Annotated in this window: 8 protein-coding genes, 2 tRNA genes and 1 pseudogene; 5 read left to right on the forward strand and 6 right to left on the reverse strand. The window is 74.0% G+C overall.

The genetic code is table 11. The features are described from left to right. On the forward strand, nt 1-570 hold a 570-nt coding region (locus AC0CYZ_RS04335), incomplete at its 5' end, for a dimethylsulfonioproprionate lyase family protein (RefSeq protein ID WP_472212698.1). Between the two features lie 43 nt (nt 571-613). On the opposite strand, the gene AC0CYZ_RS04340 is transcribed toward AC0CYZ_RS04335, so the two are convergent. After that, a tRNA-Glu gene (locus tag AC0CYZ_RS04340) sits at nt 614-686 on the reverse strand. Nucleotides 687-739: 53 nt separating this feature from the next. Next, nucleotides 740-811: transfer RNA gene (locus AC0CYZ_RS04345), tRNA-Gln, on the reverse strand. Between the two features lie 202 nt (nt 812-1,013). Here AC0CYZ_RS04345 and ileS point away from each other — a divergent pair. Then, nucleotides 1,014-4,178 (forward strand): isoleucine--tRNA ligase, encoded by a 3,165-nt coding sequence (gene ileS / locus AC0CYZ_RS04350; protein WP_472212700.1) that lies wholly within the window; start codon nt 1,014-1,016, stop codon nt 4,176-4,178. A gap of 3 nt (nt 4,179-4,181) precedes the next feature. Here the strand turns inward: ileS and AC0CYZ_RS04355 are convergent, their stop codons facing one another. Genes AC0CYZ_RS04355 through galT form a run of 3 tightly spaced genes read right to left on the reverse strand, consistent with a single transcriptional unit; the run spans nt 4,182 to nt 7,325 of the window. Then, nucleotides 4,182-5,198 carry a LacI family DNA-binding transcriptional regulator gene (locus tag AC0CYZ_RS04355; protein ID WP_472212702.1) on the reverse strand — a complete coding sequence of 339 codons (1,017 nt, stop codon included), beginning with the start codon at nt 5,196-5,198 and terminating at the stop codon, nt 4,182-4,184. Nucleotides 5,199-5,208: 10 nt separating this feature from the next. Further along, nucleotides 5,209-6,336, reverse strand: a complete 1,128-nt coding sequence (gene galK / locus AC0CYZ_RS04360) for a galactokinase (protein WP_472212704.1) — start codon at nt 6,334-6,336, stop codon at nt 5,209-5,211. After that, on the reverse strand, nt 6,333-7,325 hold the full coding sequence (gene galT, locus AC0CYZ_RS04365) for a galactose-1-phosphate uridylyltransferase (RefSeq protein WP_472212706.1): 993 nt from the start codon (nt 7,323-7,325) through the stop codon (nt 6,333-6,335). The genes galK and galT overlap by 4 nt, the downstream gene beginning before the upstream one ends. Before the next feature lie 332 nt (nt 7,326-7,657). On the opposite strand from galT, the pseudogene AC0CYZ_RS04370 reads away from it, so the two are divergent. Next, nucleotides 7,658-8,947, forward strand: a pseudogene (locus tag AC0CYZ_RS04370) (sodium:solute symporter family protein); the annotation flags it as partial. Between the two features lie 385 nt (nt 8,948-9,332). Then, nucleotides 9,333-9,614 (forward strand): hypothetical protein, encoded by a 282-nt coding sequence (locus AC0CYZ_RS04375; RefSeq protein ID WP_472212707.1) that lies wholly within the window; start codon nt 9,333-9,335, stop codon nt 9,612-9,614. Nucleotides 9,615-9,619: 5 nt separating this feature from the next. Here the strand turns inward: AC0CYZ_RS04375 and AC0CYZ_RS04380 are convergent, their stop codons facing one another. Beyond that, the gene (locus AC0CYZ_RS04380) at nt 9,620-10,756 is read right to left on the reverse strand and encodes a CaiB/BaiF CoA transferase family protein (protein ID WP_472212709.1); all 1,137 of its coding nucleotides are present in this window, start codon (nt 10,754-10,756) and stop codon (nt 9,620-9,622) included. A 152-nt stretch (nt 10,757-10,908) separates the two neighbouring features. On the opposite strand from AC0CYZ_RS04380, the gene AC0CYZ_RS04385 reads away from it, so the two are divergent. Beyond that, on the forward strand, nt 10,909-12,447 hold a 1,539-nt coding region (locus AC0CYZ_RS04385), incomplete at its 3' end, for a DUF4397 domain-containing protein (protein WP_472212710.1).

Raw genomic sequence — 12,447 nt, forward strand, 5'->3', positions numbered from 1 at the left:
GCCCTGGGCCGTCGCGGGGCCATGGCCGAGATGATGGCCGTCGCGAGCCTCGGCGGGCCGCCGCACCTGGTGGACACGCCTCCGGACCTGCCCGCGCTCGCCCACCTCGACGACGCGCTCGCCCGGGTCGCGGACGAGGTCGACCCCCAGCTGCGGGCGGCCGTCGCGCTGGTCTCGGCGCGGGCCGGCTGGACCCGGACGGCCTCCTACGCCTCCGACTCCGCGCTGTTCGACGGCTACGCCCACGCGGCCCTGCGCGGCTCGGCGGAGGACGAGGTCGTCGTCGGTCTCGTGCTGCTCGGCCCGGACGTCCACTACCGCGCCCACCACCACCCGGCCGAGGAGTATTACATCCCGCTCGGCGCGATCCGCTGGGACCACGGCGACGGCTGGGTCGACGAGCCGGCCGGGGAGCTGATCCACCATGCCCCGTGGCAGCCGCACGCGATGGCGACCGACCACCGGCCGGTGCTGCTCGCCTACCTGTGGTTCGACGACGTCGCGACCCCGTCGGTGTTCGTCGACGGCGGCGCCGTGGGCGCGGAGCCCCGGAACGACGACGCGCCGTGATCCGATCTCGGATCACGGCGCTGAGTCGGTAGAACACCTGATGTAGCCCCGAGGGGATTCGAACCCCCGCTACCGCCTTGAGAGGGCGGCGTCCTAGGCCGCTAGACGACGGGGCCCTAGGAGGAACAGCGCCGGGAACCTTATCGGACCCGTGGAGCGCCGCTCGCAGCTGGGGTACCAGGACTCGAACCTAGAACAACTGAACCAGAATCAGCCGTGTTGCCAATTACACCATACCCCATGGCGATCACCGAGCGTGACCCGTGGCCCCGCCCGACGACGGCGTCCATCCTAGAACACGACGGCGCCCCCGTCCGACGCCCCCCGGCCGCCCTCGCGTCGCCGCAGGTCACGGCAGGTCACCGCGGCCGCTCCGGCACGGGGAGGTGCTCGGTAGGCTGGAGTGGTTGGCACGCCCCACCAGTGCGAGGGAAGCAACACCCGTGAGTCCGAGTTTCGCCCCCCTGCCCGCGAGCGTCGACCTGCCGGCCGTCGAGCAGGAGATTCTCGAGCGGTGGGACAAGCGCGACGTGTTCCGCCGGTCGCTGGAGCAGACCGCGCAGGGCGAGCCGTGGATCTTCTACGAGGGCCCGCCGACCGCGAACGGGACGCCGGGCACCCACCACGTCGAGGCCCGCGCGTTCAAGGACCTCTTCCCCCGCTTCAAGACGATGCGGGGCTACCACGTGCCGCGCCGCGCCGGCTGGGACTGCCACGGCCTGCCCGTCGAGCTCGCCGTCGAGAAGGAGCTCGGCTTCACCAGCAAGGCCGACATCGAGCGCTACGGGATCGCCGAGTTCAACGCGGCGTGCCGGGAGTCGGCGCTGCGCAACGTCTCGGCGTTCGCCGCCATGACCGAGCGCATGGGCTACTGGGTGGACCTCGACGAGGCCTACCTGACGATGGCCCCGCGCTACGTCGAGAGCGTGTGGTGGTCGCTCAAGACCATCTTCGACAAGGGCCTGCTGGTCGAGGACCACCGGGTCACGCCGTACTGCCCGCGCGACGAGACGCCGCTCTCCGACCACGAGGTCGCCCTCGGCTACGAGGACGACGTCGACCCGAGCGTGTACGTCCGCTTCCCGCTCACCGACGGGGTCTGGGCCGGCGCCGACCTGCTGGTCTGGACGACCACGCCGTGGACGCTGCCGTCGAACACCGCGGTCGCCGTGGAGCGGTCCGTCACCTACGCCCGCGTGGCACGGACCGACGGTCCCGACCTCGTGCTCGCCGAGGACCTCGTCACGCCCGTCCTCGGCGAGGGCGCCGAGATCACCGCACGGCGCAGCGGCCAGGAGCTCCTCGGCTCGCACTACACCCGGCCGTTCGAGCTCCTCGAGGCCGAGCGCTTCGGGGCGACGGCCTTCCGCATCGTCCACGGCGACCACGTCACCACCGACGCCGGGACCGGCCTGGTCCACATGGCACCCGCGTTCGGCGCCGAGGACCACCAGGTGGCGCGCGCCGAGGGCCTGGAGATGGTCAACCCGATCGGCGCGAACGGCCACTTCCTCGACGACGTGCCGCTGGTCGGCGGCCTGTTCTTCAAGGGCGCCGACCCGACGCTGGTCGACGACCTGCGCGCGCGCGGGGTCCTCTTCCGCGCCGAGGACTACGAGCACTCGTATCCGCACTGCTGGCGCTGCCACACGCCGCTGATCTACTACGCGCTGCCCAGCTGGTTCATCCGCACCACCGAGATCCGCGAGCGCCTGCTCGAGGAGAACGAGAAGACCGCCTGGTACCCGCCGCACATCAAGCACGGCCGGTACGGCGCGTGGCTGGAGAACAACGTCGACTGGGCGCTGTCGCGCAAGCGCTACTGGGGCACCCCGCTCCCGGTCTGGCGCAACGACGCGGACCCGACCGAGCTCGTCGTCGTGGGCTCGCTCGCCGAACTCGGCGCCCACGCCGGCCAGGACCTCAGCGCGCTCGACCCGCACCGCCCCTACGTCGACGACGTGACGTTCCCGGCGCCGTCGGGCACCGGCACGATGCGACGCGTGCCCGACGTCATCGACGTCTGGTACGACTCCGGCGCGATGCCGTTCGCCCAGTGGGGCGCCCCGCATCACCACGAGGCCGACTTCGAACAGGCCTACCCGGCGCAGTACATCTGCGAGGCGATCGACCAGACCCGCGGGTGGTTCTACTCGCTGATGGCGGTCGGCACCCTGGTGTTCGACCGGTCGTCGTACGAGAACGTCGTGTGCCTGGGCCTGCTGCTCGACGAGCACGGCCGCAAGATGTCCAAGCACCTCGGCAACATCCTCGACCCGTTCGAGCTGTTCTCCACCCACGGCGCGGACGCGGTGCGGTGGCTGATGCTCGCGCAGGGCTCGCCGTGGGTCGACCGGCGCGTCGGCCACGAGACGCTCCGCGAGATCGTCCGCAAGGTCCTGCTGACGTACTGGAACACCGCGTCGTTCCTGGTCACCTACGCGAACGCCGCCGGCTGGTCGCCGACCGACCCCGCCCCGGAGCCCGCGGCCCGGGGCGCGATGGACCGCTGGGCGCTGGGCGAGCTGCGCGCGTGCGTCGCCGAGGTCACCGAGGCGCTCGACGACTTCGACTCCTCGCGCGCGGGCCGGGCGATCGTCGCGTTCGTCGACGACCTCTCGAACTGGTACGTGCGCCGCTCCCGGCGCCGGTTCTGGGACGGCGACGCCGCGGCGCTCGCGACGCTGCACGAGTGCGTGGAGACGGTCAGCCGCCTGATGGCGCCGTTCACGCCGTTCGCCACCGACTACCTCTGGACCCTGCTGCAGGGCGAGGGCGGCGCCGGGCTGCCCGAGGGCACGCCGGACTCGGTGCACCTCGCGCCCTGGCCGCAGCTCACCGCCCCCGACGACGCCGAGGGCGCGTTGCGGACCCAGATGGCGCTGGTGCGCCGCGTGGTGGAGCTGGGGCGCTCGACGCGGGCGGCGTCCGGGGTGCGGACGCGCCAGCCGCTCTCGCGGGCGGTCGTCGCCGCCCCCGGGTTCGCCGAGCTCGCGGCCGCCGCGGCCGACCACCCGGGCCAGGAGCGCGAGCTGCTCACCGAGATCGCCGAGGAGCTCAACGTCGCCGCGGTGGAGACCGCCGGCTCCGACCTCGTCGAGATCGAGGTCAAGCCGAACTACCGGGCGCTCGGCAAGCGCTTCGCGAAGCGGACGCCCGCGGTCGCCGAGGCCGTGAAGGCCTCCACCGACGCCCCGGTCGACGGCGTCCTCACGGTGACCGTGGAGGGCCAGGCGATCACGCTCTCCGGCGACGAGATCGTCGTGTCGGAGAGCCCGCGCGAGGGCTGGGCGGTGCGCTCGGAGGGCGGGCTCTCGGTCGGGCTCGACACCGAGCTCACCGACGCGCTGCGCGAGGCCGGCCTGCTGCGCGACGTGCTCCGGTTCGTCCAGGACGCCCGCAAGCAGCTCGGCTTCGAGGTCTCCGACCGGATCGAGCTGTGGTGGACCGCCACCCGCAAGGACACCGTGGACGCGGTCCGCCATGGTGCGGACACCCTGGCCGCCGAGTGCCTGGCCGTGTCGGTGACCGAGGACGAGGGGCCGGACGGGCTCACCCCGCTGCGCTCCGAGGACCTCGGCCTGACGGTATGGGCGCGCGTTCGCTGACCGTCAGGCGCTCCGGCGGACCACCAGCCGCGGCGCCAGCACCCGGTGCTCGGCGGCGTGCCCGTCCAGCCGGCGGCCCAGGACCTCGACCAGCGTGCGGCCGAGCTCGTACTTGTCGGTGTGCACCGTGGTCAGCGGCGGGTCGAGCAGCGCGGCCATGGTGATGTCGTCGTAGCCGACCACCGCCACGTCGTCGGGGACCCGGCGCCCGGCGTCGCGCAGCGCGCGCACCGCGCCGATCGCGAGCAGGTCGTTGAACGCGAACACCCCGGTCACGTCGGGATGGCGCGCCAGCAGCTCGCGGACCGCGGCCGCGCCGGCGGTGACCGTCGGCGGGCCGGTGACGACGTGCGCGCCCGGCTCGGGGTGCCCGTGCTCGCCCAGGACGGCCAGGAACGCCTGACGTCGCACCCGCTCCACGCCCACGGCACCGTCGAGCATGCCCAGCCGCGTGTGCCCGCGGGTGTAGAGGTGCTCGACGGCGGCGCGGGTGCCGGTCGCGAAGTCGGAGAGCACCGACGCGACGCCCTCGCCGGGCGCGCGGCGGTCGGCCACCACCAGCGGGAGGCGCCGGCCCAGGGCGACCAGGGACCCGTCGTCGAGCGCCTCGAAGAAGCCGATGGCCCCGGCCGCGCCGGAGTCGACGATGGCCCGGGTCGCGTCCTGCTCGGCGGCCGCGTCGGCGTCGGTGTTGTGGACGACGACGGCGAGGCCGCGCCCGGCCGCCGCGTCGAACACCCCGCGGGCCACGGCGGGGAAGAACGGGTTGGCGATGTCGGAGAGGACCAGCGCCAGCGTCCCCGCCCGTTGGGTACGCATCCCGCGGGCGAAGGCCGAGGGCCGGTAGTCGAGCTCCTCGATCGTCGCGAGCACCCGGCGGCGGGTGGCGGCGCTGATCTCGGCCTTGCCGTTCATGGCCCGCGACACGGTCTGGCGGGAGACCCCGGCGGCCCGGGCGACGTCGTCGATCGTCACCCGCACGCTGGGGTGCGGCGGCCAACCCTCACCCGCGTCACCCACGTCGGCGACCCTAGAGGTCCCGCCGGGCACCCGGAGCCGGCGCGACCTCGCGCACGCCCGGCTCGGGCCCGAGGGCGGCGGCCCGGCAGGCCGCGGCGACGCCGTCGAGCGCGGCGCGCGGGGCGAGCGCGAGCACCGAGCCGCCGAACCCGCCCCCGACGATGCGGGCGCCCAGCGCCCCGGCACCCTCGGCGGCGACGACCAGGGCGTCGACCTCCGGCACGGAGACCTCGTAGTCGTCGCGCAGCGAGGCGTGCGAGGCGGAGACGACCGGCCCGACGTCGGCGGGCCGCCCGGCCCGCAGCAGCGCGACCACCTCGTGCACCCGCGCCTCCTCGGTGACCACGTGGCGGGCGCGGCGGCGCAGCACGTCGTCGGCCAGCCCCTCGACCCCGGCGAGGTCCGCGTCGCGCAGCGCGGGCACCCCCAGGGCCTCGGCCGCGGCCACGCACGCGGCGTGGCGGTCGGCGTACCCGCCGTCGGCGAGGTCGTGGCGCACCCGGGAGTCGACGACGAGGATGCCGAGGTCGGCCTCCGCGAGCCCGAGCGCGACGTCCTCGCTCGCCATCGAGCGGCAGTCCAGCAGCAGCGCCGAGCCGTCCCGGCACAGCAGCGACGCCGCCTGGTCCATGATCCCCACGGGCGCCCCGACGACCTCGTTCTCGGCCCGCCGCCCGGCCGCCGCCAGCGCGAACCGGTCGAGGTCGGCGCCGCCCAGCGTCGCGACCGCGAGCGCCACGGCGCTCTCCAGCGCCGCCGACGAGGAGAGCCCCGCGCCCAGCGGCACCTCCCCGTGCACGACGAGGTCCCACCCGGAGGGCTCGAGGCCCGCCTGCTCCAGCGCCCACACGGTGCCGAGCGGGTACGCGGCCCAGCCGGTCGTCTCCCCGAGGGTCCCGACGGCGGCCGTGACCGGCTCGGTGCCCGGGTCGGAGCTCCGGACGGTGACCGTGCCGTCGGTCCGGCGTCCGGCGGCGACCCACGTGCGGCGGTCGATCGCGAAGGGCAGCACGTGGCCCTCGTTGTGGTCGGTGTGCTCGCCGATGAGGTTGACCCGTCCCGGCGCCGAGAAGACGCCCTCCGGGGCGTGGCCGTGCGCCGCGACGAAGGCCTCGCGGACCTCGTCGGACGCGCTCATGCCGGGACCTCCACGTCGGTGGCCGCCGCCCGCAGGCGGGCGCCCGCGACCTCGGGGGCGACGTCGGTGAGGAAGGCCCCGCCGAACGTCTCCGAACCGGCCAGGTACTTGAGCTTGCCCTCCCCGCGGTGCGGCGGGCAGATCTCGAGGTGCAGGTGGCCGAGCGCGCGCTCGTCGTCGTCGACGTTCACCGGGGCGCTGTGGATGCCCAGCAGGTAGGAGGTCCGGAAGCCGAAGTACGCGTCGTACCCGGCGAGGACCCGGGCGAGGACCCGGGCGAGGTCGTCGCGGGCGGCGGCGCCGAGCTCGGGCAGCGTGCCGACGTGGTCGCGGCTCCAGAGGTCGACCTCGTAGGGGAAACGCGCCCACGGGGGCACCCCGGCGAGGAAGTGGGTGCCCTCGACGACGACGCGCGGACCGCCGGTCTCCTGGGCGACGACGTCGCAGAAGACGCAACGCCCGGTCCGCTCGCGGTGCGCCGCGGCCGCGCGCTGCTCGCGCGCCGGGCGGGGCGGCACGTCGGGGTAGGCGTAGATCTGGCCGTGCGGATGGTGCAGCGTCACGCCGACGGCCTCGCCCTTGTTCTCGAAGGGCAGCACGTAGCCGACGCGCGGGTCGGCGGCGAGCGCCGCGAACCGGTGCGCCCAGGCATCGACGAGCAGGCGGACCCGCGCGACGCCGACCGAGGCGAGCGTGGCCTCGTGCTCGTCGGTGAACACGACGACCTCGCAGTGCCCGTAGGCGGGCTCGACCGGGACGAGGTCGGTGCCGGCGACGTCGGGCTCCGGCGGGGTCGTGGACAGCGAGGGGAAGCGGTTGTCGAAGACCGCGATCTCGAAGTGCTCGCGCGGGATCTCGGTCGCCGGGCCTCCGGGTCGGGTGGGACAGAGCGGGCACGCGTCGGCCGGCGGCTTGTAGGTGCGGTCCTGGCGGTGCGTGGCGAAGGTGACCCACTCGTCGTGCGTGGGGTCGTAGCGCCGCTCGCTCACCGCGAGGTCCCGAAGTAGGTGATGGCCCGGCCGTCGGGGAGGCGCTCCTCGCTGACGACGAGGCCCGGGGTGGTGGCGGGCCCTGGCTCCGGCGGGACGTCAGCAACGGCGCATTCCTGGCGCTCAGCGGCAGAACGGCGCCGTTCGCTCAACGGCTCCCCCGCCGGCCGCCCCCCGGATCCGCCCTCGTCCGGCGTCGTCATCGACCGCCCCCTCACCTCGGTACTTCATGCGCACTTGACGGCCGGCACCGCCGCGGGCGACCCTGTGCGCCACCTTACGGTAACGTTCACGGGAACCTTCTCGGAACACCTCGACGGCAAGGGGTCGCGATGCTGCGCCTGAACCCGGGATGGCTGGACTACACGCTCCTGGCGATCTACTTCGTGGTCGTGCTGGGCATCGGCGTCGTCGCACGCCGCGCCGTCGGGACGAGTGCGGACTTCCTGCTCGCCGGCCGTGCGCTCCCCGCATGGGTCACCGGCCTCGCGTTCGTCGCCGCCAACCTCGGCGCGACGGAGATCATCGGGATGGCCGCCAACGGCGCCGAGTACGGCGTCGCGACGGTGCACTACTACTGGATCGGCGCCGTCCCGGCGATGGTCTTCCTCGGCATCGTCATGATGCCCTTCTACTACCGCTCCAAGGTCAGATCGGTTCCGGAGTTCCTCCGGCTCCGCTTCGGGAACGGCACGCACGTCCTCAACGCGGCCGTCTTCGCGATCGCCTCCGTGCTCATCGCCGGCGTCAACCTCTACGCCCTGGCGATCGTGCTCAACGCGCTGCTCGGCCTGCCGCAGATCTGGGGCATCGTGCTCTCGGCCGCCGTCGTGCTCGTCTACATCGGCTTCGGCGGCCTGGGCTCGGCGATCTACGGCGAGGTGCTGCAGTTCTTCGTCATCCTCGCCGGGCTGATCCCGCTGGCGATCGTCGCGGTCCGCCACGTCGGCGGCTTCTCCGCGCTGACGGCCAAGGTCACGCAGTCCGCGCTCGGTCCCGAGGGCCTGCACGCCTGGCAGGGCACCGGCGTCGGGGACGTGACCAACCCGATCGGCGCCAACTGGGTCTCGATCGTCCTCGGTCTCGGCTTCGTCCTGAGCTTCGGCTACTGGACCACGAACTTCGCCGAGATCCAGCGGGCCCTGTCGGCCAAGGACCGCAGCGCCAGCCAGCGCACCCCGCTCATCGCCGCGTTCCCGAAGATCTTCATCCCGGCCGTGACGGTCATCCCCGGCCTCGTCGCGCTCGTCGCCATCCCGAACTTCGGCAACGAGAACGCCGGTGGCCTCGAGTACAACGACGCGATCCCCGCGCTGATCGGCCAGCTGCTCCCCGAGGGCGTGCTCGGCATCGCGCTCACCGGCCTGTTCGCCTCGTTCATGGCGGGCGTGGCCGCGAACGTGAGCTCCCTCAACACGGTCGTCACCTACGACCTGCTCCAGCCCTACCTCGCGAAGGGCCGCAGCGACCGCTACTACCTGACGGCGGGCCGGTGGGTGACCGTCGTCGGCGTCGTGATCGCGATCTTCACCGCGCTCCTGGCGTCGTCGTTCAACAACATCATGACCTACCTGCAGTCGCTGTTCGGGATCTTCAACGCGCCGATCTTCGCGACCTTCATCCTGGGCATGTTCTGGAAGCGCACCACCGGCTGGGGCGGCTTCTCTGGCCTGTTCACGGGCGTCGTCGCGGGCACCGTGGTGTTCGTCCTCGCCGAGGCCGGCGTGGTCGACTTCGGCTCGGGGATCGCGACCAGCTTCTACCAGGCCGGCGCCGCGTTCATCGTCGACATCATCGTCACCGTGGTCGTCTCGCTCGCCACCGCGCGGCCCGAGCCCGAGCGGCTCGCCGGCATCGTCTACGGCGTCCCCGGGGCGGACGGCGTCGTCCCGACGCTGCGCCAACCAAGGAGCGGGTCTGGTACCGCAAGCCGGTGCTGCTCGGCGGCGTCGCGCTCGCCATCACCGTCGTCCTCAACATCGTCTTCGCGTGAACCCGGGAGTCATCATGAGCGAACCCGTGGAGCCCGGCACCCCGCAGGCCACCGTCGAGACCGGCAGCCGGATGCAGCGGCTGTTCGACCTGCGCTACGTGATCGGCGCCCTGCTCGGCGTCTACGGCGTGGTCCTCGTGATCCGGGGGCTGCTCGACGGACCCGAGCAGCTCGCCCGCGCCGCCGGGATCTCGATCAACCTCTGGACCGGCGTCGGCCTCCTCGTCGTCTCCGTCGTCTTCCTCCTCTGGGCGCGGGCACGCCCGCTCGGCATCGAGAGCTCCGACGACGCCTGAGCGCCTCAGACCGCCGGGCCCACGTCCGGCACCGGGCCCATCCGCGGCGCCCGGCCGTCGGCGAACGTGATCGGCGGCAGCAGCGTCCGGACGGGGCCGGCGGAGGTGTCGACCTCGACGAACCGGCCGCGCTGCTCGTGCTGCGGGTGGGTGAGCACCTCGTCGAGCGTGCGACGCCGGGCGTTCGCGACCCCCGCCCGCTCCAGCCGCTCGACCAGCTGGTCCCCGGTCAGTCCCGCCAGCACCGCGTCGATCGCCGCGTGCAGCGCCGGCCGGTGCTCGAGGCGCGCGGAGCCGGTCGCGAAGCGCTCGTCGTCGGCGAGGCCCGCGTCGCCGAGGACCACCTCGCAGAAGCGGTGCCATTCGCGGTCGTTCTGGATGCCGAACACGACCTCCACGCCGTCGCCCGCCGCGAACGCCCCGTACGGCGCGATCGCGGCGTGGCTCGTCCCCGCCCGGACCGGCGCGCGGCCGCTGCCCGCCGCGTAGTGCAGCGGGAAGCCCATCCACTCGCTCAGTGCGTCGAACAGGCTCACCTCGAATGCCGTCCCCTCGCCGGTGCGTTCCCGGTCGTAGAGCGCGGCGAGGATGCCGGAGAACGCGTACATGCCCGCACCGATGTCGGCGGCGGGGATGCCCGCCTTCGCCGGGTGGTCCTCGGTCCCCGTCACCGACACCAGGCCCACCTCGGCCTGGATCAGCAGGTCGTAGGCCTTGGCGTCGCGGTACGGCCCGGTGGAGCCGTACCCGGAGATGCTGCAGTGGATCAGTCCCGGATGGTCCCGGCGGAGGTCCTCGGCGCCGAGCCCGAGCCGCTCGGCCGCCCCCGGGGCGAAGTTCTGGACGAACACGTCCGCGCCGGCGACGAGCTCGCGGATCCGGCTGAACTGGTCGGGGTCCTTGAGGTCCGCGGTCACCGACTCCTTCGAGCGGTTCAGCCAGACGAAGTGGCTGGAGAGCCCGTTCACGACGGTGTCGTAGTCGCGCGCAAAGTCGCCGCGCCCCGGGCGCTCCACCTTCACGACGCGGGCACCGAGGTCGGCGAGGTGGCGGGTCGCGAGGGGGGCCGCGACCGCCTGCTCGCAGGACACGACCAGGACGCCCTCCAGCGGCAGCGCCCTCGGGGACGCGGGGTCGGTCATGGCACCGATCGTGCCCGTTCCACGCGGAGTCCGCGCCTCGTCACGCTGCGATACTCGCCCGAACGGCGTCACGCGAACAGGTGAAGGTCGTTTCTCCGTCGAGTGGCCGCATCTGTCGGAGGGTGCGGCCGAACGGACGGGAGCGGCACCCGATGAGACGCAGTGCGCGCGCGGCGACGGCGATGGTGGTGACGTCGGCCTTCGGTCTGGCCGTGGTCGCGACGTCCACACCGGGCGGGTCCCCGACCGTGCTCGCGGCCGGGAGCCACCCGCTGCTCGCGGAGCACGACGACGACGGGTCCGGGTCGTCCCGCTCGGGGTCCGGTTCGGGGTCGTCGGGGTCGGCGTCGTCGGGCTCGGGGTCGGGCGGCGGGGTCCTCGACCTCGCCGGTGCCCTCTCGGGATCGTCGCACTCGGGGTCGTCGCACTCGGGATCGTCGCACTCGGGGGACTCGCACTCGGGCGGCTCGCACTCCCACACGTCCTCGTCGAAGTCGTCGTCCGAGGCCTCCTCCCCCACGTCCTCGTCCTCCATGTCCTCCTCGGGCGCGAAGTCCTCCTCGGGCGAGAGCTCGCGGACCGGGGTCGTCCCGCGTCTGCTCGAGAGCGCCTCGGGGTCGGGAGGAGCGGCGTCGTCCGGCGCCTCGACCGTCCAGGTGCCGGCGGTGAAGGTCCCCGCCGTCCAGGTGCCCGCGGTGCAGGTCCCCGCCGTCCAGGTGCCCGTGGTGAAGGCCCCCGCCGTGGAGCTGCCTGCCGTCGGGGTCCCGCCGGTGTCCGTGCCCTCCGCGAAGGTGCCGTCGGTCTCGCTGCCTTCGGTCCCCCTGCCGTCCGTCCAGGTGCCGTCGGTGTCGCTGCCGGCCGTCCAGGTCCCGCCGGTGTCGCTGCCGCCGGTGTCGCTGCCGCCGGTGTCGCTGCCGCCGGTCGCCCTCGGCCCCGTCGCCCTCGGCCCCGTCGCACTCCCCACCGTCATCCCGACGATGCCGCTCGCCCAGGCCGTGCCCCTCGTCGCGCCGGCCGACGTCCTCGCGGGCGTCCTCCAGACCCCCGCGCTGCCGGCCGCGCTGCCGCTGTTCGGGCCGCCGACCGGCGACCAGGGGGTCCTCCGCGTCGCGCACCTCTCCCCCTCCACCGGCGCGGTCGACATGTACGTCGAGGGCCCCGGCCTGCCGCTGACCCGCGTCGCCTCCGACGTCACCTACCGCACGCTGAGCAGCTACCTGTCGGCGACGCCGGGCGTCTACACGCTCCAGGCCCGCCCGGCCGGAGCCGCGCCCTCGACCCCGCCCGCCCTCACCGCCTCCGTCGCGGTCGGGCCGCGGTCGGCCCAGACGGCCGCGTTCGTCGACGTCGGGCCGGGTTCGACTCCGCAGGCCGAGGTCCTCGACGACGGCAACACCCCCGCCCCGCCCGGCAAGGCCCTCGTCCGGGTCGTGTCCGCGGCGGCCGGGGTCGGGCCGGTCGACGTCCTCGCCCGGGGCGGCGGCGCGCTCGCCCAGGGCCTGTTCTACGGCTCGGGCTCCTCGTACACCCAGGTCGACGCCAAGTCCTGGACGATGGACGTCCGCACCACCAACGGCGAGACCGCCGTCGCGACGGTGCCGGTGCCCAGCACCGCGGTCGCGACCGTCGTCGTCGCGCGGGACGCCAGGGGCGCGCTCGCGGTCACGGCGGTCCCGGACGCGGCCTCGGCG

This window comes from Actinomycetospora sp., from assembly GCF_055612215.1.